Origin of the sequence: Flavobacterium hydrocarbonoxydans (genome assembly GCF_009789235.1) — a bacterium.
In the GTDB taxonomy this organism is placed as follows: domain Bacteria; phylum Bacteroidota; class Bacteroidia; order Flavobacteriales; family Flavobacteriaceae; genus Flavobacterium; species Flavobacterium hydrocarbonoxydans.
On record NZ_WSTB01000001.1, the window covers coordinates 353,790 to 374,887 of the forward strand.

The 21,098-nt window shown below is 34.6% G+C and carries 17 protein-coding genes; 9 read left to right on the plus strand and 8 right to left on the minus strand.

Features of this window, described 5'->3' with window-relative positions; all coding sequences use genetic code 11:
* Positions 1-242: 242 nt before the first annotated feature.
* The 4 genes from GON26_RS01715 to GON26_RS01730 all read right to left on the minus strand — a co-directional run bounded on the left by GON26_RS01715 (position 243) and on the right by GON26_RS01730 (position 4,080).
* Positions 243-1,919: a TolB-like translocation protein gene (locus tag GON26_RS01715; RefSeq protein WP_160372993.1), complete on the minus strand. Its 1,677-nt coding sequence runs from the start codon at positions 1,917-1,919 to the stop codon at positions 243-245.
* A 197-nt stretch (positions 1,920-2,116) separates the two neighbouring features.
* Entirely contained in the window at positions 2,117-2,719 is a 603-nt protein-coding gene (locus tag GON26_RS01720) for a hypothetical protein (RefSeq protein ID WP_160372994.1), read from the minus strand.
* A gap of 1 nt (position 2,720) precedes the next feature.
* Complete coding sequence (locus GON26_RS01725; RefSeq protein WP_160372995.1) at positions 2,721-3,212, minus strand: RNA polymerase sigma factor; 492 nt, start codon at positions 3,210-3,212, stop codon at positions 2,721-2,723.
* Positions 3,202-4,080: an alpha/beta fold hydrolase gene (locus GON26_RS01730; RefSeq protein WP_160372996.1), complete on the minus strand. Its 879-nt coding sequence runs from the start codon at positions 4,078-4,080 to the stop codon at positions 3,202-3,204. Before GON26_RS01730 ends, GON26_RS01725 begins: the two co-directional genes overlap by 11 nt.
* A gap of 412 nt (positions 4,081-4,492) precedes the next feature.
* Between GON26_RS01730 and GON26_RS21750 the strand changes: the two genes are divergently transcribed.
* From GON26_RS21750 to GON26_RS21760, 3 genes are all read left to right on the plus strand, one after another.
* Positions 4,493-4,624 (plus strand): hypothetical protein, encoded by a 132-nt coding sequence (locus tag GON26_RS21750; RefSeq protein ID WP_262885426.1) that lies wholly within the window; start codon positions 4,493-4,495, stop codon positions 4,622-4,624.
* 480 nt (positions 4,625-5,104) lie between these two features.
* On the plus strand, positions 5,105-5,209 hold the full coding sequence (locus GON26_RS21755) for a hypothetical protein (protein WP_317164674.1): 105 nt from the start codon (positions 5,105-5,107) through the stop codon (positions 5,207-5,209).
* 140 nt (positions 5,210-5,349) lie between these two features.
* On the plus strand, positions 5,350-5,553 hold the full coding sequence (locus tag GON26_RS21760; protein ID WP_317164671.1) for a PcfJ domain-containing protein: 204 nt from the start codon (positions 5,350-5,352) through the stop codon (positions 5,551-5,553).
* A gap of 369 nt (positions 5,554-5,922) precedes the next feature.
* On the opposite strand, the gene GON26_RS01745 is transcribed toward GON26_RS21760, so the two are convergent.
* The 3 genes from GON26_RS01745 to cas9 all read right to left on the minus strand — a co-directional run bounded on the left by GON26_RS01745 (position 5,923) and on the right by cas9 (position 12,485).
* A complete protein-coding gene (locus GON26_RS01745; protein ID WP_160372997.1) occupies positions 5,923-6,294 on the minus strand; it encodes a helix-turn-helix domain-containing protein in 372 nt (123 codons plus the stop codon).
* Positions 6,295-6,452: 158 nt separating this feature from the next.
* Positions 6,453-7,046 (minus strand): Crp/Fnr family transcriptional regulator, encoded by a 594-nt coding sequence (locus GON26_RS01750; protein ID WP_160372998.1) that lies wholly within the window; start codon positions 7,044-7,046, stop codon positions 6,453-6,455.
* 1,359 nt (positions 7,047-8,405) lie between these two features.
* A complete protein-coding gene (gene cas9, locus GON26_RS01755; RefSeq protein WP_160372999.1) occupies positions 8,406-12,485 on the minus strand; it encodes a type II CRISPR RNA-guided endonuclease Cas9 in 4,080 nt (1,359 codons plus the stop codon).
* A 525-nt stretch (positions 12,486-13,010) separates the two neighbouring features.
* Between cas9 and GON26_RS01760 the strand changes: the two genes are divergently transcribed.
* From GON26_RS01760 to GON26_RS21635, 3 genes are all read left to right on the plus strand, one after another.
* Entirely contained in the window at positions 13,011-13,370 is a 360-nt protein-coding gene (locus GON26_RS01760) for a YegP family protein (RefSeq protein WP_160373000.1), read from the plus strand.
* 1,454 nt (positions 13,371-14,824) lie between these two features.
* On the plus strand, positions 14,825-16,831 hold the full coding sequence (locus GON26_RS01765) for a T9SS sorting signal type C domain-containing protein (RefSeq protein WP_160373001.1): 2,007 nt from the start codon (positions 14,825-14,827) through the stop codon (positions 16,829-16,831).
* Between the two features lie 434 nt (positions 16,832-17,265).
* Entirely contained in the window at positions 17,266-17,442 is a 177-nt protein-coding gene (locus GON26_RS21635) for a DUF1016 N-terminal domain-containing protein (protein WP_317164675.1), read from the plus strand.
* A 798-nt stretch (positions 17,443-18,240) separates the two neighbouring features.
* Here GON26_RS21635 and GON26_RS01780 read toward each other — a convergent pair.
* Positions 18,241-18,699 (minus strand): response regulator, encoded by a 459-nt coding sequence (locus tag GON26_RS01780; protein WP_160373002.1) that lies wholly within the window; start codon positions 18,697-18,699, stop codon positions 18,241-18,243.
* Positions 18,700-18,966: 267 nt separating this feature from the next.
* Between GON26_RS01780 and GON26_RS01785 the strand changes: the two genes are divergently transcribed.
* From GON26_RS01785 to GON26_RS01795, 3 genes are all read left to right on the plus strand, one after another.
* Positions 18,967-19,683, plus strand: a complete 717-nt coding sequence (locus GON26_RS01785; RefSeq protein ID WP_317164676.1) for an IS3 family transposase — start codon at positions 18,967-18,969, stop codon at positions 19,681-19,683.
* Between the two features lie 17 nt (positions 19,684-19,700).
* A complete protein-coding gene (locus GON26_RS01790; protein WP_160373003.1) occupies positions 19,701-20,321 on the plus strand; it encodes a transposase in 621 nt (206 codons plus the stop codon).
* Between the two features lie 550 nt (positions 20,322-20,871).
* Positions 20,872-21,081 (plus strand): hypothetical protein, encoded by a 210-nt coding sequence (locus GON26_RS01795; RefSeq protein ID WP_160373004.1) that lies wholly within the window; start codon positions 20,872-20,874, stop codon positions 21,079-21,081.
* The last annotated feature ends 17 nt before the right edge of the window (positions 21,082-21,098 follow it).

Sequence of the window (21,098 nt, forward strand, 5' to 3'; positions counted from 1 at the left end):
ATTAATACTTTATTAGATGCGATGTGTTAAAGAATCTTACAACCTTTTTTTTTCGAATTGCAATTCTTTCTGTGAAAGACAATCATATTAAAGAAAGCCCGAAGCTTCCGGTTTATAGTAAGGGATATAGTGATACTTTAAAAATTGTTATTTTGGGTAATACGATAAACGTATTGGAAACCCTTAAATGAAAAAAGGCATTGGGATCTTTACATGCCCGCTAAAAACATCAATAAGCGAGCCTAGAGCTTATCCAGCACTTCTCCAATTTCTACTTTTAGTACCTCATCTCTGCCTTGTCTTTTTGCATCTGTAAAAACCGAACGCGTAAAATAGAGTGTCTTGTTATCTATAGAAAAACGGGGTTGGTATTCCATCGCATTGGTATTTATCTTTGATCCCAGATTAATTGGCTCTGACCAGCATTCTGCTGACTTTTTACAAAGAAACAAATCATAAGCTCCATACACACCGGTGCGGTTGGATAGAAATACCAGCCATTTTCCATCTCGGCTCACAGCGATATTACTTTCGGAGAAATCTTTGGTATTAAGCCCTTCTACTGGTTCAGGATTTTGCCATTGCCTATTTTTATATTCAGCATAAAAAACGGCACCACTGCTTGAATAATAGAGACCATTTTCCGCCGTTAGCTCCGGATAGTATTGGTCGGTAGGAGTATTTATATTTTCTGGCAAACGAACTGGTTGCTGCCAATTCCCCAGCAAGTCTTTTTTAGAGATGTACAAATCAGGATCTTTACCGGTTTCTGAGATCCGAAGCATTGCAAATGTACCATCGGTGCTGATAACCGGATTGGCAACATTGGGGGTAATTTGCCAAATATCCATTTTTTTGGGGTTGATAAAACTGCCATCGGGGCCAATGTCTAATTGATAAATTTCGCAGACACTTCTATCGGCGGCACTTTTGGTTGTGTAGGCATGTTTACCATCGGGCGAAAAGCTAATACCATATACATCGCCATCAGGGAATACTTTATCAAAAACACTGGTTGGCTTCACTTTGTCCAAAGCAGTAAGAAATGGAATATTGATTCTAGCGTAATAAATATTTTCTGTCAAATCATCGCCTACTTTTTCAGAGCGGGCGAAGATGAGCGTATCCTGATTGAAAATAATTGGGCAGAAATCATTTTGTGCGGAATTAATTTCAGCACCAAGATTCAAGGGAACTGACCATCTGCCATTTTCATTGAAGCTGATATATAGATCTGCCTGCCCAAAACCCGATGGATTGCAATCCGATGAAAAAATAATATAACTTTCATCAGCAGCTATGAAGCTGTTGCCTTCATCGTTTTTTGTATTGATGGGATAACCCAGATTAATGGGGCTTTGATATTTTCCCTCTACCAGTCGGGACATATAAATATCGTTTCCACCATAACCTTTTTTATTGCTACGCAGTCCGAAATAAATATTTCCATTAGCCGCCATTGTAGCATATGTTTCATTTTCATCACTGTTTATTTCAGCAACAGGAAAAGGTTTGCTCCATTTTCCATTATTTCGTTTTACCATCCAAATGTCCAGATCTTTGTCATCGGTAGCCTTATGTCGATTACTTTTTCGGCTGTTGTACAAAATTGCGTTTCCATCAGCAGCGACAATCGGGTCAATTTCCCTAAATTTCCGGTCAGAGAAAAAAGCTGGTATTGGCGCCTGCCAGTGTCCGTTCAATTTTTCACTTTGCATAATTTGGAGTTTTTTTCTTCCTCCGAAGGAGTTTACAAAATAGGCTTTATTGCCATCAGGGGAAAGGGTCAGTCCAAAAACCTTACCATTGGAAATGATCTCGGGAGCAAATAGTGTAACTTCTGTATTGATTTGGGCAATTAGCGAAACACTAAAAATCAGGCAGCTGCCCAATAAAAATTGTTTTTTGATTTTTCTCATAAGATTATTCTTTTTCTATTTAGATGCAGTGAAAAGGAAAATCTTACGGCTCTGTTTAGGGGTTGAAAACAAAAAAAGGAGATCTATAGATTTATCCCAAGAATCCAAAGGTTCTCCAAGAGTCTAAATCCTTGATATAATCAATATAATTATATCCTTGGAGTTAAAAAAGATTCAAAGGCAGTTGAACGCTCTAATCAGTTCTCTGATTGAATGGATTCTATATATTTTTCCAGAATAGCAACATCTTTTTTCATTGCTCTGCGTTTGATAACAAACGTATAGAATATCATCCACAAGATACAGCCCCCCCAAACCCACCAAAAACAGAGAACGGTGCGTCCAGTTTTATCCAATAGAAATTTATCCAGTACAGGTCGCAGATATAAATAAACCCCAAAACCCAATACCAGCACATAGAGTACTTCACCATAGGTGTGCATCCATATATTGAGTTTTTTATAAGCCTCTAACTGTACTATGGTCTGCAACACACTTTGGGTTGGCTTTACTTTACTTAAACGATAAAGCAGATAAGTTTTACTCGATGCATAGTACGATGAGCATCCAATTAAAATCCAAAATCCGTATGCCGACGTTTCCATTCTCTCGGAATTTACCTTATCGATAAAAATTAGAGCAAATGCTGTGACAATAAATATTACTATTGTTTTAAGATGATTCTTTTTCAGCAATGAAATGGCATCTTTTGCTTTTTGGTCAACAACCTTCCTGGATAAGGTTACTGAAGCCTTTTTCTGCTGAAACAGCGTTTTTAGTTCTTCAAAGTCCTTTTCCATGTCAGTTGTTTTTTGATAATAATTCCTTGAGTTGTCTCTTGATGCGATACACTTTTATGTTCACGTTGTTTTCGGTAATACCAAGAACCTCGCCTATTTGTTTTTGTGGAATATCTTCCAATACCATCGAAATAATTATCCTGTCTATTTCATTGAGCAATGCAATTGCATTGTATAAAACTGTAGATCGGTCCTCGTTATACTCTTGCCTATCCTCAGATGAACCATCTTTTAACTTCTGGTGATACTCTACCGGGTTATTTTTTTCCCTACGCAATTGCATCAGGCACGTATTGGCTGCAATCCTGTAAATCCATGTGCTGTAATCCGAACGATGCTCAAAGGAAGATAAATTTAGCCACACTTTGGAAAAACATTCCTGCACCAAATCTTCTGCTTGTATTTCGCTTCTGGTGTAGCTGTAACACAGACGGAAAATCCAATCTCGGTATTGGGTAAAAAGCTGGTCGAATATTTTCTGTTTATTTTCCAACAATTGGCTGTTTTAAAAATTTGTCCATTTCTCCAATAAACCATTGCGGCTGATCGTTAGCAATAAAATCTTTTGCCTGATCTGTAACGACATGGACAACATTGGGTGTCTCTCCATACATTTCATTGAGTTTCTTTTGCGCTTCAGAAATGGGTATATTCTTATATTTTTTTGCAAAATACCAGGTCGTAAAAACCAGCATCCGGATTTTATTCTCTTTTAGTTCGAGAAGTAAATCCCCGCTAAACTGGTCGCAAAGTGTTTCTGCCAAGGTTTTCCTGTCCGACTTTTGCTGCCACTGAACAAACCGGTTTACATCTTCTCTATGGGTGAAATTCATCATTTCGGCAGTTTGTTTCTGGCTCGCCATAAATGTTGCTTCATCACTTTGAGTAATAACCTGGCGAATACTTTTTTTTATCATCTCTAATTTCTCAGAGGTTATAGCCGGATCCAAAATCATACTCAGTTTTGGGTAAAAATCAGAAGCAATGATACACTTTATGCTCAAAGTTTTATCAGATGCTACTTTAACAGCCACAAAGGCTCCATAATTTTGCCCCACTAAAATAACATTTTTTAGTTTTTCTTTTTTGATAAATACTCTTAAATCATTGACATAATTTTCTGTATATAAGGTGTCAATTGTTCTCTGTCCATTGAAGCCTGCCAAATCCACCAAGTAACAAGTATAATTCTTACTATAATTTTTGGCAATTTCCTGCCACATTTCTGATGAGCAGCCAATATGGGGAAGAAATATAATTGCATCTGCTTTTTTACCCATTTCCTTAACCCTAATGGCCTTTTGTGCAAAAACCGGAACGCTGGAGAACAGGACTGCAAAAATGAAAAATAGTCGTTTCATAATCTAATTTTTTAATTATTTATAAATTAGATGCACCGAGGATTAAAATCTTACAAAACCACATTCTCTTTTGCATCTCTCTGTATATCGATTTAATAAATAGGCCTTAAGAACGACATAAAAACCAACTCTGTATTTACTACTTTACCCTACAGCTAATAGTTAAAAAAAGAATAATCATTTTCATTCGAAACGGAATAAAAGGGCAGCTAAGATAGTAGCAACCCAGGTTGCTAATGCGCATAATGTCCTGCGCTTTCCTTAGTCCACTCTTCGGGGCTTATAGCACTCTGCACCCGATGCGCTATCGGTATCCCGCTTTCTTTTTTTTCGTTTTTTCTTTTGAAAACATTTTTTGCAAAAGTCAGGTACAAAGAAATTATAAAATCTGTAAGCACTAAAATTTAAAATCATGGAAATCAAAGGGCTAATTGTAAAAGATGCCTCAATTTTTAAACTAAAACAAAACAGTGAGGTCGTAAACTTTACAATAGCTATCAATGACAGCTATAAACCCAAAGACAGCACGGAGTTAAAAAAATAGTACTTAAATGAAAAGAAGTCATGCAGCATTGGATAAATCCAAAAGGTGAAGTACGTACCATGGCCCTTAGTACCCATTTTTTTTGCAAATCACTACGATGCATAGCAGTACTGCTCTTCCCTTGAAATCCGTCCAAAAGATTTTCAGAACTCCCCTAAATACCGAATCAATCCTTATAAGATTTTCTCAAAGATAAAAGTACTTTCTGTCCTGAAAAGAAACGGGTTTAAATCTGGCTGCTACAATATCGCTCCGCAGATTCTCTTTATCTCGCTTTTAAAAGATACTAGGGTGGAAACTTTTTTAAAATCTTCCCATACTGCCCTGCTTTGCTATTATTTGCTTTCACATGAACAAAATATTAAACTAAACTAACAGGCAGTTAAATCCTGCCTGAAATGCAGGTACAAAATTAAAGATTTCAAAATATGGGAAGACTATTTAGACCTGCTTCGTTGGTTTAAAAAAGACCTCAATTCTATCACCTTTATCTGCCCTGAAAATCTTAATGATGCGCATGATAAACTCGTTGCCAAAAATAGAGAACTGCGGAGAAAAAAGTATCTTAAACAAATGCGCACTTAAATAGAGCAGGCGAAAAATTTGTAGGGTCATCAGAAAAAACCGTTTTTTGGAGTGTGCTTCTCACAGGCTGATATAACCATATCCGTACTTGAAAACGTTGCCCAATTTATGCATGAGGGTGATAATTTAAAAAACACTGTGTGTTTATCAATGAATATTTCAAAAAGAAGGATTCCCTGCTTTTCTCTGCCAAAAAAGATAATAAACCTTTGGAAACTATAGAAATTTCCTTTTCAAAAATGGAAATAGCCCAATGTCGTGGTCTGAAAAATAATAAATCACCACATCATAAAATCATTATAAATCTGATAAAAAAAACCTCTACCAAGTTCGTGAAAGAATAAAGGGAAAGTTCCGGAAAATCTCCAAAAGCGGAAAAACCGAATAAATTTCGGTTTTCCCCTTACCATGGATCAGATTGGAATTATTCGAACATTACCCCTTCACGCTTATTTTTACTAATTTTATCTCAAACTTAAAAACTCCCCTTTCTATATTCCCAACAAAACAAATGTATTTCAGTCCATTGACACCTCTTAAACTACTATGAATAAATTTTCAGGAAATGACGATCTAACGAACATGAACTACAAATAGCCTTTGGTGGACAAAATAAAAACAGGGCACAATTTTATAAATAGGTTATGTTTGCTTGCGTTTTATAAAAAAGAACTATACTTTTTATCATATCTATAAAAACCTTTTGCTGCCAATTAAACCATGGTACACTTTTGTTTGTACAACTCAAGCTCCTGGTCTGTTTTGCAAAGTAGTTTTTCTAAAAGTGCAATCTTATCCTCATAAAGTCTTATAAGCAACTCAAAACTGTTCTGGCTATTTGCATCTGTACGTTTGTCAACAATGCTGCGGTGGCCTAAATAATACTGGCTCTCAAAATTAATTATTTTCTCTATCGGGAGTTCCAGAATTAAGGACAGCTGCTGAAGTTTTTCCAGACTCATTCTTGTTTTGCCTTTCTCAATTTTACTATACCCGGCCTGGGTGATGCCCAGCTGTTCTGCAATATATTCCTGGGTGTAATTTTTTAATTTCCTAATGCTTTTAATCTTATCTCCTATTACCATTTTGGTGCTGTTTAAATCCCAGATTCCTTATCAGCAAACCATTACAAACTTCCGATTATAATTAGTACTGATATCGTGAATCTCTAATTAATTATTTCCCGGTAAAATTAAGCTTCGAACAAAAAAACTACAATAACATTTGTTTACGTTTTGGATCATTAGTACTCAACACCACGCTTTAAACGGCTTAAATGAACCGGGCTAATATTAAGGTAAGATGCAATATGGTGCTGGGGTACACGCGTAAGTATCATTGGAAACGAATCATTCATACTGTTATAACGCTGCAACGGAGTCTGTGTATATAATCCCTTGATTTTATCGTTCATCATAAAAAAATAATCCTCCGCAATCAGCCTGCCTAACTTTTCCCCCTGCCCAAGATTAGCATAGAACAGCTGCAACATTTCAAAAGTAATCGGAACTACTGTTGTATTTTCAAGTGCCTGAATATAAAAGTCGGCAGGAATCCCCTTCAAAAAACTCTGGTAATCTGTAGCAAAGGTGTTTTCTAATGAAAAATGGAATGTTTTTTCATCATCATTCTGATCAATAAAGTAAATCCTCAATAAACCCCTCACCACAAAATAGATGCCCCGGCAGACTTCACCTTTGGAAAGAATGATTTCCTTTTTCTTAATACGCCTGAGAATAAACATGGATTTACACTTCTCCCATTCCTGGTCATCAATCTCAATGTAATGGAGTATAAGATCCCGTATACCTCCAAAGTCAGCACTGTTTTTGTTCATCCTCAATTTTCATAACAATATCATACTATTATAACGCTTTAAGGTTTACCTTATTTTCCATGGAGCTTCATTGTCTGCTAAATAATGGTAAAAGACTTGTGCTACTATAACATGATTTAACAAAATAAACCGTTTTTAACCACCGGTCAAAATTTCTTATTATTTATATTCTTTGTATTAATACTCTTGATATTATTGAGCAAATTAATACCTCAGAGAATAGCTACGTTTTTATTATTTAAAAAGCTTAATTTTAAGTATGCTGATATGGAGTCGGTGGACAGTTTGATTCCAAAGTCATCTTTATTTATAGTCCTCTCTTTGACTTATTTCCCATCAACAAACTTGCCTTTTGCTGCTGAAATTAGGCTCTCATTATCAACTTCAAAGAGCGCTGAATCTTGATGATACAGGTTGGACAGCCAGGACTGAATTCTTTGTAAGACCATATAAAAAACATAAACTCACCAGCCCGTTTTTTAAATACTCTTGTTTGAAAACTTAAAGATTTCATCTAGTAACAATTTGCTTCCGCCATAACCTTTTACGGTTTTACTGAAATTGCATTTCCAGTGCACTGAACCACTTTATTAAATTTAATACTGCCTTCTTGCTGCTCAGGATTTCCAATATCAGCAGATATTCAATAAAGAACAATCAATTAGAAGATTAAAGAAAAAACTTGCCTGTAGATACAAGATAACTTTTTTTTATTCCTTTTTTAGTTGATTCTTTAAATATTTATAATTATATTTGATATGACTTATCTAATTAATTTTAGGTAAGTTTTTCAGTGTTATAGAGAAGGTAGCTTACTACCTTCTCTATTTTAAATAATAAATAGTAGAAACTAAAATTTAAGAATATTTTTTTTAGTAGTTTATCTTTTTTTCAATACTGACTAATTTACAATTCCTCAGGATAAAAAACCTAAAACAGTCACCTAAAATACTAAATATTTTCACTTATTGCATCTTAAATCAGTAGCTCAAGTGGCATAAAGTTTAAAACAAATAATCAGCTCTTTTCTGAATCAGGAAATAAATTTGTACAGGTAAATTTATATTTGATTTATAACTGCTTATAAAATAAAAATCAGGAAAAATCTAAAAAAAATAATAAGCAAGTTAATCAATACCATTACTGCAAAAAATATTTCATATTTAAGCACTATTTAAATCGATTTTTTTTCTTAGATTGCCAGCTAATGTAAATCAGTTCATAATCAGTTGTGAATTGTTTTCAGAATTGTAATGTAATTACCTGTCTAGACAGCGCTATGCCATATCTGTACAGGTAATTTTCTATTTTACAATGAAGTTCTTACCAGAGAAAAACGTTCTTTTTACCTCCAAAAACTTACTTTTCTACTTCACCTTCACCAACTTGTACTACCTGCCCTAAATGATTGAGTCGGATTTTTACAATTTGGTTAAAAGCTGAAAGGCTTTTGATCATTTTATACGTTTTGTCTTTTAAAATTTTAACATCTTTTATTTCACTCTCTAGATGATGTCTGAATACATAATCCCTTATGCAGCCACCTGCATTTTCAGACTTTGAAAATTTCTGAGCACGAAATAAATTCTCACTTATTTTTTTTCTATTCCTCGGATCGTATAAATCAATTTCCCAGGGAACAAAATCTTCCGATGGAAACACAAAAAGCTCATTGTGTCTTATAGAGGTCACTAAATCCCATCCATTTTCATGCTTTGTTTTAACTAGCGGTAAGCCTTCAGTATATCGAAGCACAATGTCAAAAAATGAAATTACCTCATCATGAAGATTACCCAAACTGTCCCTATAAAGGGCTAGGTGATGGTTATTTCCGGTACTGATAAAATCGTTGGGAATCGAATTCCCTTCTTCATCCAGAATTTTATTACCCAGATGATCTCTTTTGAAATGTAAGGCCTTGGTATTAGCGGCTCCCCGTAGGGCCACTCTCTTAATGCAAATCCCCTTTTCCTTGTTTAGCCAAAGAGGATTCTCGTCGAGATTACCCAAAGCTTTTTGGAAGTCCCCCCCATATTCATTCAGACGCTCTATTAACAATGATTTTATTCCCTTGTCTATTATTTTGTCAATTTTTAAACCTGGAGTAATAACTTTTCGGATGCTGTACAGAGGTTCTAGCCAGACTAATTTAACTCGCTCCGGCATTGGTTTGTTTTTTTCTACATCAAGATAGATCGGATTTCTGGAAACTGCATTCTTGCCCGTAAAAGCTTTTTTTGTATCGTTATCATTCTCAAGCAGGCGCTGCATCAAAATTTCACGATACTCTTTTTTGGCTACTTTACTAATTGTTTTAGGTATGAAATTGACATTGACTTTCATTTCTTTCACCGCATATTGTCTTAATCCACCATAAACAGTTTCTTTATGAAGTGGTCCTCTGGGGTTAAACTGAATTTTTGTTTGTATTCCATACTTGGTCTTAATAAAATTTCTACTGCGGGCAACTACGATATTCTTTATTTTATAGGAAATCAAAACACCTTCCAACTTATTAATGACCTCGTTTTTAAAATCTTCCATAGGAGACTCAAAATACACCCTACCCTCTTTCTCCTTCAGCATGTATTTTGATTCCATAACAGTAAAGGAGTGTTCCCTGTTTACTCCTTGCCCTTTTGAATTGAGTCTTTTTAAAGATTCAATATATAACATATTGGTAAAGGCTATAATGATGGCATTCAGGGCAGAATACCGGTAATCACTCAAATTCTTCCAGTGCTTTATTTTGGTCAAATACACTCCGTTGCTACCTTTTTCCTTTTGAGTTAGCCCCAGGGTATTGTATCGATCCCAATTTATCTCCTTAAGAACATCAACCAAACCCCAATCTCGACGAAGTTTATCTGTTATACTTCCCGTAGTAAACGTCAGATGATGACAAACCCCAGATATTTGTTTTTTAATTCTACTGATCATATATTGGTTAGCAATTAACTGCTGATCAATAAAAACTTCCGGAATTTCATCATTTCGCAGTAAGAGCTTCCTGCATTTTTCGGCACTACTCACTCCTAAAATCATTTTGACTCTTTCCTGAAATTGATCAAATTCCCCTGATAATAATTTTCCTTCTAAGAAGGAATAAACAGTATGCATTGCCTGTTCTTTAATGAATTGGTCTTCGCCTATTATTTTATTTGAAAAACGGTCGTCGAACAAACATGCCTCGGGGATAATCGAGCCAATTGCATACGCAGGTGTATAAAGTAGTGATAAATCTATTGCCCTCCCGGTGTAAAAGGAAATTCCCTTGCACTCCTCCCATAATTTATAACGGGTAATCTCATCTCTGGTGACAAGATCTAGTGCTAGTTTTTCTTTTAATATTTTTTTAATTCTATGATGTTCATTCCTGTTCTTGTCCACAAGTCTGGAAAAGCGGGCTCGTTTTTCCCTACTATTCTTTAACTCACCGGCAATGGCTATTCTAACTTCATCGGGCGGTCCCATAGCAGGATCAGCACAAATTGCATTGATGATATGAATCAGCTGATTGAGTACCTTTCCCATCACAGGGTTTCTTACCTCACTCCTTTTTAATTCAGCGATCTTCTGCTTCAGGGCTCCGTTATGATCACTTGAGAATAATTCAGATTCAGCAGTACCATACCCTGCCCGTAATAAGGCCTGATCATAAGGATATCCTTGTTTTAAATAGGGTAATATTTTTTTAATCGCCCTGGCACTTAAAGAACCATAACCTTGCTCTAGTTTGACACCCAGAAGCAAAACGATATGACTTTCAGTAAAACCAAATTTACTCACAAGGGTCTTTTTCAGTGTCTTTTCATCTTCTGCTGAATAAAGTAAATGCCACAACTGATAGTAAGGCTGTTTATCAAAATCATTACCTGTGATACCAGAATCAAATTCCAGAAGCCTGGTGTTGATACCCAAATGCAAAAAAGCTTTATAAAGAATTTGGGTAAGATCGGATGGATTTAATTTCAATAGTTGCGACAAATCATATCCCTCCAACAGTAAAATTTGCATAAATACCCTGTAGAACTCACAATTGGTTCTATTACCGGTAACTTTCCTTAAAAAATGGCCATTACCTCCTGTTGCGAGCCTGCAAAACTTTGTCAGATGCTTTTCACAATAGCTGTCTTTAAATAATAATTCCTTGGCCAGCTGAAATTTTGAAGGCAGGCTTAAACCAACAGGTTGCCCACCTTTTGCGTTATGGATAACAATAGCATTTATTGATTTCCAAACCTGAAACTCCTGATGCAATGGAGAAGATTTGGGAATCACTTTGTGTCCTTTCTCTAAATCGCACTGACCAATTGTGTGTTTTTTTGATTTTAGTTTTCGCTGGTAAAAAATAATTCTATCACCTACTTCCCTTTGCAATCTTTCATCTAATTCAGGATAGAATTTTGCCTGGGTTTTCCATATTAAATTAAATTCATTGAGATAATCCTGTCGGCAAAAAACCTGATTTTTTAATTTTGCATGTGGGTTATATTGAAGCTGCCGTAATAAAAATTGCCCAACTGTTTCCTTATTCAAAAAGAGTTCCTTACTGCCATTGCCGATGGCATTGAGATAAAAAATATCCATTTGATGGATTTGATGGTTTATTTCAGCGATAATGTAAACTACTGTTTTTAAATCCAATTCCACCTCCGTAGCTTCTTTCCTCCACTTATAAAACTGCATTTTCAATGTCTGGACAGCATCACCAAACTGCTCAATATCAATTTTTTTATTATCCTTAAAATACTGTGTTGTCAAGATTTTGGATTTTCCTCTGATTTCTTCTAAAACTCCAAAATTTATACACTGGGGATGAAACTGTTGCTGAAAACTTACAATTGCATCTAATTCATTTTGCAAATCGGAATCATATAAACTTGTCATTATCTGTCTCCCCTGCGCAGTGGAAGAATAATTCTCATATTCTTTTGCCATATTGCTTTGAGAAAAAATACTGTTCCTACCAGCTTCCCCAATTGGAAAAGTTTGATCTGTTATTCCAAAGGCCCTCTTAGCATTATACCCTCTTTTTTTATTAAGCATCATTAAAACACGCACCAGATCTTCCTTGGTAACCATCTCTAAAGCTGCTTTGGCTCGAAGTTCATAGGTAGAAAAAGTACTAAAGGGCCCCTTCTCCGCATACACAAAATTATCGGGAATAAATTTTATTTTTTTGAACATACCCAGCAAAGCCTCACGTCTTAACTTGAAACGTTGCAAATTTCTTCTTGCACCACGACGTAGAGTTCTTTGGGAATTAGTTGAAATCGAATTTCCTTTTTTAAAATCCGTTTGCTCAGCGTTAGTGATTGGCACAACCCGAACCCCAGTATTTATAATTGAGGAGATTTCATTAGTGCTTTGTGCTTCTTCAATAAAGGCCCACCCAATAGAAGTTGTGCTTAAATCAATTCCTATAATTTTCTTCATCTTTCAAGAATTAATTTTTAAATTTAAGCAAAATAAAATTATTTAATTTCCTGAAAAAGATCCTTTTCAAAATAATATTTTTATTGTACTATTGCCATACAATTTTGAAGCAATTCACAATAAGGAAGATTCCGTTGTGAAAACATTCAAAGCGGCCTTCAAAAATAAGGTCGCTTTTTTTAGTTATGATTTTAGCAAATAACTACCTCAAGAGTGCTGATTCCCCAAAATACAAATAAAACAGTATTTAGTCCTTTCATACTTCGGATATAGTTCATCCAGTAAATTAAACCTGTTTCTTTACCGCATTTATTTAACTCTAAAAAGACATTAATCCGCAGTGCCACCTTAGGAAGCCTAGAGGTAAAACTTTACGCCACCCAAACAATAAAGGCAGGATTAACAAAAGCAAACCCATAGAGTCAGTTCGGCTGTATGAAAATGCTGATTTCTTTGCAAAACAATAAAACAATATGGCAAAAATTTATATTTTTATTTTCAGAATAATTATCAGGTAGAAATAAAATGGAAAAATTTATAATTACAAGAATGGCAACTGGGGAATTTGAATTTGTACTCAAAAATGAAAATGACCTGATTATTTTAAAGAGTCTTCCTTACATGGAAAAAGCCAACTGCTACAACGCGATAAACAGAGTAAAACTGTATTCTCAAAAAGAAGACAGATTTGTAAAAAAAGAGAACCCAACTGGGAAATACTACTTCAATATAAAGGGAGGCAATGGGCTCGTAATTGCAATAAGCAGATTGTATGATAATACCCAGGAGAGAGACATTGAGATTCAATACGTAAAGACTATTGCTCCACATACGGCAATAATAGATCAGATGACTTACAAAATAAATTGTAAAAAAAACAAGTAGTACTTTAGATCTGTATTTCCATTTTTTGCTGTATAATGCTAAAAAAACATCTCCATTTAGGTTGTATTGTTTCTTTCAACAAAACTTCTAATTGTTTTAAATTACCATTTGTTTGCTTATAATATAAGCGCTGCGTAATCTAAGAATAGGAAAAAGAAAATTTCTCTATTTTTTAATTCCACTACCTTATTATGTCTTTACAAACTGCTATAAATTTCCCCTTTCCAAATCAAAATAGCCCAATATCGTGGTCTAAAAAATAATAACTCACCTCATCATAAAATTATTTTGAGTCTCACTAAAAAAGACTGTAGCAAATTCGGTAAAGAATAAAAAGAAAAACTGAGTAAAAAACCAAAAAAAAACTAAATTCGATATTTCTCCTTAGCATTTTAAGCAGATTAATTTAAACTTCAAGAATTAGACAAAACTTAACTCCAAATTGGTAAGGATCATTTTTCACCTTATAACAATGGTGAATCTTCAATATAAAAAAAATACTATTGTCGATGATATATCAAAGAGTTAAGTTATAATTGGTATTTTTAACCTTTGACACTAGTATTTTGTATTGTTTTGACATTTATCATCCATCAGGCCGCTCTTTTAATTTACTACTGCCAATTCAGACCCTATTCTTTAGAATACTTGCTGTGCACAAAATAATACCTAAAACAGGTTTTAAATCTAAAAAAGGGCAATCATGATGTTACAACATAATACGAATTACTGATGTAGTGAAGCCTTTTTTAACTATTTGCTGAAAAGAGCAAAAATGTTAAAATAAGATAATTTTCTGTGTATTTTGATTTTACAAATTTATTTTAAGTATCTTTATTATAAGATAAATAGGTGATTTCCTCTCATTAGGAATTTATTAAAACACAATGGGAGCCATGCTTTTAGAGAGCTGACGAAATACAATAGCCCTGTAACAAGTTACAAATAACTATCAATCAGTAAATTACGTATTAAAAAAAAGGAACATATTAACTACCACCGAGAATATGATGATTTTTTTCACTAAAACCTAGTAGGATTTTGAAATAAAATATGCGCTGTAAAAAAAATAAAATTTGCCACTGCATTTTTTGTGGTAGCGTACTGAAGTAGAAAAATAAGTATTAAGGATACCACCATCTTAATTGTTTTTTTATTGTATTGCGTTCTAACAATACAATCTAGTCATCAGCAGCCCTGGTAATGGCCGGGCACCTTATAACGATAAATGTTCGCAACACCATGAACATTTTTTTTATCAGATTATGCCCCTACCAATATCCCTTAATTACAGGTGTTGGTATCAAGAAATTATACAATTAGCAAAATCTAAACAGGATTTTAAAATTACTATCGAGTTCTAAAACATATTTTAAATTTTAATCGGCCGTTTCTCAAGATTCTTGAACTATTTATTATTTTTTACAACACTTTACTTCTAAAATCTACAGATTATGAATCTAAAATTACTCGTAAATGATTCTTTTTTAAGCCTTACTGCTTCAGAGAAAATGCTACTTCAGGGAAAAGCAAAAAAAAATAAGATGACCCGGTGGCTATGTCTGATTTTACTGCTTTGTACTGCCTATGCCAACGCTTTACAGTATTATTCCATAGCTTGCGGATCCGGGGGTACAGCCGCTATATGGTCGCGTACCTCCGGCGGGGCAATTACAGGGACCATTCCCGGAGCCGCAGACGATGTCTTTATAGAAGGAGGATTTACCGTTAGCAGTAATCTCACTTCGTATGCTGTTGAAGGCTTGATAGATGCAACGACCTATTATTTTAGAGTGTGGTCAGCAAACGGAACTTGCAGTACAAGTACGTTAAGCTCAAATGTGATATCTATAGTTGCGGGTTCACCTACTAACATAACCTGGCAGGGATCATGGCCGGGAGGTATTGCACCAACTGCAGCCGATAATATTGTATTTGATGCTCCCTATTCTTCTACTGGAGATGTAAGAGCTTGTTCCTGTGTGGTCAATTCAGGTGGGGATATTCAGATCAATGATGGACAAACCCTGAAGGAGATCAATGCCATTACAACTAGTGCTACTATGACATTTAAGAATAATGCCACCTTATTGCAGACGACCAATGTACAGAATACAGCCAATATTATATACGAAAGGGTAACATCAGTGCGAAAATTCGATTTTACGCTTTGGTCATACCCGGTTCAGGATCAAAAGCTCTTTGATTTTTCTCCCAATACCTTATCCGATAAATACCCCTCCTATATAGGAACAGGCTGGACTACCGAAAACAGACAAGATGTGATGAAAGTGGGGAAAGGGTATAATAGTAGAGGATCCCAGGGTCACACCAGTACAGTAAAATCAGACTTTTTAGGAGGATTTGACGGTATCCCGAATAATGGAGACCTGACAAGTGACCAAACCATTCTGTCAGGAAGATTTTATTTGATAGGCAATTCATATCCATCAGCCATAGATGCTGATGCTTTATTGGCAGACAATAGTACAATTCTGGACGGTACCGTTTATTTCTGGACAAACAATACAGGACTCACGCAAAACGGAAACGTTTACTCCTACGCTACTAATGACTATGCTTCTTACAATGGTGTAGGCGGTGCCGCAGGTTCAGCAGGAGAAACACCTTCAGGTTACATCGCAGCGGGTCAGGCTGTTTTTGCCAAAACCATTGCCGATGGCTCTGTTGTTTTTAATAACGGTATGCGTGTAGATGGAGGTCTAAATAAAAACGGTCAGTTCTTTAAACCAAAGAAAGCTAAAAAAACAGCCATAGAGAGAAGCCGTATCTGGCTCAATATGACCAACGATGGAGGAGCTTTCAAACAAATCCTAATCGGTTATATTACGGGTGCTACCAATGGTTATGAAACAAAATACGATGGAGTCACTACCAATGCCCACGCTTATGTAGATTTTTACAGCATTTGCGAAGACAAAAATCTGGTTATTCAGGGAAGAGCTATTCCGTTTGAAGAGTCGGACTCGGTACCCCTTGGTTATCGTTCCTCAATTGAAGGTTCCAGCAGTTTTGATATTACTATTGCCAACTCAGACGGCGTGTTGGCCAACCAGGACGTTTTCCTTGAAGACAAATTAAGTGGCACTTTCCATGATTTAAGAGCCTCTAAATATACCTTCACAACAATGAACGGAAACTTTAAACACCGTTTCATATTACACTTTACAAATAAATCTTTGGATGTGGATGATTTTAAAAAACTCGATGAGGGTCTTGTAGTGACTGTAAATAAGCAAGTAATTAAAGTATTTAGTGAAAAAGACCCTATAAGTTCCATTCGACTATTTGATTTGACCGGCAAATTAATTTATACCAAGGAAAAAATAGACGCGAAAGAGTTCTCGATTTTGAATTTGCATTCCAGTGAACAGACATTATTAGTCAAAGTTGGTCTGGAGAACCAAGGAGTTGTAAATAAAAAAATAATTTTTAATTAGAATTACATCAAACTAAGACACTAGTATTGGAACAAAAAAACAACTGCAATGTTTTTTTCCTTACTAATTGGTGGTTTAAAAATTTATTATTATATTTGGAAATCACTTTCATAAATTTTATTATTTAGATTAGTGTAATCAATAGTATGAAGCCGTCTCAAAATAAAATTTGAGGCGGCTTTTTTATCAGATTTTAAATTGTAATTTTAACTTGCGGACAATTATCGCTACTGAACCCACATAAGCCATTAATCCGAGTTTGATCGCATCTTTGAGAAATATCATAAAGTTAACATTCTTATATTTTTAAAATACTACAAAACCAATAATCCATAATTCTCGATATAAAAGCAATAATAGAGACTTCCAGAGGGGGTGCAATTATGGCAGTCGATAAGGAAATAACCATAATGTATTAGAATATTGGGAAACGTATTTTTGAGGAACAACAGCAAGGGAGAGAAAGGGCAGATCATGGCACTTATCTAATTAAATATCTTCCTGAAAAATTACAGCCTGAGTATAGTAGTGGATTTTCAGAAAGAAATTTGGAGTGGTATCGGCCATTTTTCCGGACTTTCCAATTTCGGACTCACTTTAGACGCAATTGAGCTGGACACGGTATAAAATCTTATTATAAATTGATAACCACGAAAAAAGTGAGTTCTATATTGCTGAAAGTGTAAAAAATAATTGGACTTCGAGTCAGTTGGAACGTCAATTAAAAAGCAGCTTATACGAACACCTTTTAATGAGCAGTGATAAAGAAAGCGTACTGGCCCAGTTGCAAAAAACAAAAAATTGCCTTCAGATGCCCGAGAAATTATAAAAGACCCAATGTTCGGAGTTTTTAGGATTAAAACCTGAAACATTCATTAAAAATCAATTAGCACAATTTTTCATTGAGTGTTTTTAGTTATTCCAAAGTATTTTTTAAATTCTAAATGCGACCAGCTACATAAAGGCCTTCTTAATTTATAAGTAATCTTGTGCGCTGGCTTTAAAAACTTTTAGTAATCACTTATGTTTCCTGTAATAAATTTTTAACTAATTAGTGAGAGGTTTTAAATGAAGAAAAAACAAAAAAACAGTTCATAACGCGCTTGCTTTTTAAATAAAACGAGAGGTAAATGATATTTAAGTGTTTTTGAAAAGGTAATTAACAATTTAATTAAACCTATAAGGGCTATGCGTTGGATTGCAGCAAAACAACAGTGACGCCCTACCCTAGACCCCATTATTTCGCCAGTTCGTTTTACTCATGTGCAGAGGAAATCCTTTTATGCCTCGGCTAGATACAAAAATTGTAACGTATGGCGGGAAAAGCTACCAAAAAAAAATTAATACCACCACTTATCTAAATCAAATTTTCAATAGCTGCAAGTTTATAAAGGTCATTTAGTCGCAGGCTAATAAACCAAAAGAAACTTTTTCTTTTCCTCTAAACTCCCAACAAGGCATGTCGAAAGCACTTCCTGGAGCAAGGATTTGAGTTTCTCAAAACAGCTGGGTTTTACCGCGTAGAATGTAGCGCCGAGTTCTAAAGCTCTTTGGATATTTTCAGGATCACTGCTGGTGGAGAGCATAACCACATTTACTTCCTTTAAACTACCCTGGTGCTTTTTGATTTCCTCCAGGCATTCAAGCCCTGATTTGCCGGGCATATTGATATCCAGAAAAATAAAATCGGGAAGCTCAGGGCCACAGAGCGTAAGAAGGCTTTCCATTAAATGCATGCCATCCGGGACCTGTCGCAGGATAACATCGGTATCAATTTCGCTCAACGCGTCAGCAAAGAACTCTCTGTCATCGCTGTCGTCATCGGCCAGGTAAATAAACCTTTGGGAATTGTGGTTATCAAACGCCATTTTACTGAAATTTAAATTAAACGATAAAATAGAAAGCTGCCTGGATAAACTGCAGGCTAACGATACGGGCTTCGCAATTTTAAAACTGCAAAATGAATTTGATAAGGGTACAGTAAAGATAACTAATAATTAGGCAAAAACACATTAAAAAAAATACACTTTCTTAATCTTGATGTCACTTCGAGGTTTTCAATAAGTACTGGCACAAACTAATTAAAAAAATGTAGCTTAACTTTTTCTCTACTTTTTGTTTGCATATCCACAAAAATAACTTCTATATTTCTGGAGTCTTCAAAACGTTATAGTTGTGTAAAAATCGCAAAAGAATTGACTGCTGGTGGAACAAAAATATCTTACACACAGGTAGGATTATATATGACACAGATGGGACTTCGTCCAAAAGCAAAAAGAAAATTTAAAACTACCACAGATTCTAAGCACAACTTTTATACTTCCCCTAATATTTTAAACCGACGATTTAAAGTAAGTGGTCCCTCTATAGTTTGGGTGTCTGATATAACTTATATCCAAACCGATAAAAGGTTTTTATATCTTACTATAATTATGGACTTATATGATAGAAAAATAATCGGATGGAGTCTGAGCAGTAACATGAAAGCGGAGAAGACCTCGCTTGCAGCCTGGGAAATGGCTGTAAATAACCGTAAAGTTTCAGAGGGATTAATATTTCACTCTGACAGAGGAGTACAATATGCATGCAGAGCTTTTGTCAGCAGGCTCGATTCTTACAAAGTTATTACTCGCAGTATGAGCCGTCGAGAAAACTGTCTGGACAATGCTCCCGCTGAGAGCTTTTTCAAAACTCTTAAATGCGAGCTACTTTATAATTGTAAACTGATGCCTAAAAAAGAGACTAAAGATACAGTCATTGACTACATTGAAAATTGGTACAACAGAATGAGAATACATTCAGGTCTTAATTATCAAACTATTGAAGAATTTAATACGGCCACCAAACTTTAAAATTTATGCTGTGCACAATGGACCAAAGTAATCATCAAATATCAAAAAAAAACAGGAGAGTTTATGAACGTACATTCAAAGAGAAGGCGGTCCTGCTGAGTTATGAACGGTCCTGTATTGAAAAAGTTGGAGAAGAGCTTGGTATAACAAAGTCACTATTGAACAAATGGCGTAAAGATTTCAAAAAATATGGGGAAAGGAGTTTTCCGGGACATGGTAATCTACTGTTAAACCCAGAGGAGGAAAAAATTTATCTTCTTAAAAAAAGGATTAAAAAAGCTGAACTGGACTCTTTCATCATACAAACAGCGGCACCTTATCTTTCCAGTGGAAAGCTTAGGATATATTTTTTTATTCAGGATTTTGAAAAAAACTGCTCTGCAAAACGTATCTGCAAAGTTCTCGGCATTGCACAGCGTTCATATAGCAGATGGAAAAATCATTACATCTCAGAGAGAAACAAAAGAAAAATAGAACTCCTTCAGGTGATAGCAACATTATTTATCACTAAAAAAAAGCGATATGGGCCTAAGAGAATAACTGTTGAACTTCGAAAGCGCGGTTATATTTTATCAATCTCAACTACAGCCAGGTATATGAAGGAATTAGGCCTTTTTGTATCAATTAAAAAACCATGAGTACTTTAAAGAAGACTGCGCAGAACGGGGCGGATTTCGGTAGGAATTTTCAATTTTCACTCTCTTTAATACCATTTTATAATTTTCAATAATTGTAAATTAATAACATTATAAAAAAACTTATTTATAATAATTGCAGCATTTGTTATTTGAAATTAATTCCATAACTCACTTTATTTAAGAAGCTTACAGATCCTAGAGTGATTAAAAAACATTGCAGTTTTGATTAATGCAAAAACAAATTTTATTGTACTTAAATATAGTTTTTTAACCTTTTTACTGATAAAAAAGTAACAATTAATTGAAATATATTTGGTATTGAATGAAATATATAAAAAGATAAAAAAATAAAAAAGTAAGATATATTTTAGTATATTTGCTAAACCACCGTATTTTATTTACAAAAAATATTTTTTTTTATAATAGCTGAGTTTTTTACAACTAATTATAAAATTTTACTCAGATTCCCTATAGCATTTTATCTTTAATAATTATCATTTCATAAATAGGTAAATGTTTTTTTGATTTTACTTTACTAATTAACTTTAAAATGAAGAATATAAAAAATCAAATCACTTTCTCACTATCATTGTTTATAGTTACAGTTTATGTAACTCAAGCCTTTCAACCACCAGCTCCAGGACTTCCTGATCAACAAGATGTTCGGATAGATAAAGGTATTGTTATGCTTTTAATTATAGGTATTATTTTAGGAATCTATTTGATTCGTAAAAGTAATAGGTCAAAAAAACAACCATGAGAATGAAATCTTAATAA

Coding starts and splice junctions, on each gene's coding strand:
- GON26_RS01760 (WP_160373000.1), top strand. CDS start 13,011: ATGGAAAAATTTATAATTACAAGAATGGCAACTGGGGAATTTGAATTT.
- cas9 (WP_160372999.1), bottom strand. CDS start 12,485: ATGAAGAAAATTATAGGAATTGATTTAAGCACAACTTCTATTGGGTGG.
- GON26_RS01750 (WP_160372998.1), bottom strand. CDS start 7,046: ATGAACAAAAACAGTGCTGACTTTGGAGGTATACGGGATCTTATACTC.
- GON26_RS21750 (WP_262885426.1), top strand. CDS start 4,493: ATGGAAATCAAAGGGCTAATTGTAAAAGATGCCTCAATTTTTAAACTA.
- GON26_RS01720 (WP_160372994.1), bottom strand. CDS start 2,719: ATGGAAAAGGACTTTGAAGAACTAAAAACGCTGTTTCAGCAGAAAAAG.
- GON26_RS01745 (WP_160372997.1), bottom strand. CDS start 6,294: ATGGTAATAGGAGATAAGATTAAAAGCATTAGGAAATTAAAAAATTAC.
- GON26_RS01795 (WP_160373004.1), top strand. CDS start 20,872: ATGAAGAATATAAAAAATCAAATCACTTTCTCACTATCATTGTTTATA.
- GON26_RS01730 (WP_160372996.1), bottom strand. CDS start 4,080: ATGAAACGACTATTTTTCATTTTTGCAGTCCTGTTCTCCAGCGTTCCG.
- GON26_RS01790 (WP_160373003.1), top strand. CDS start 19,701: ATGGACCAAAGTAATCATCAAATATCAAAAAAAAACAGGAGAGTTTAT.
- GON26_RS01715 (WP_160372993.1), bottom strand. CDS start 1,919: ATGAGAAAAATCAAAAAACAATTTTTATTGGGCAGCTGCCTGATTTTT.
- GON26_RS01765 (WP_160373001.1), top strand. CDS start 14,825: ATGAATCTAAAATTACTCGTAAATGATTCTTTTTTAAGCCTTACTGCT.
- GON26_RS01780 (WP_160373002.1), bottom strand. CDS start 18,699: ATGGCGTTTGATAACCACAATTCCCAAAGGTTTATTTACCTGGCCGAT.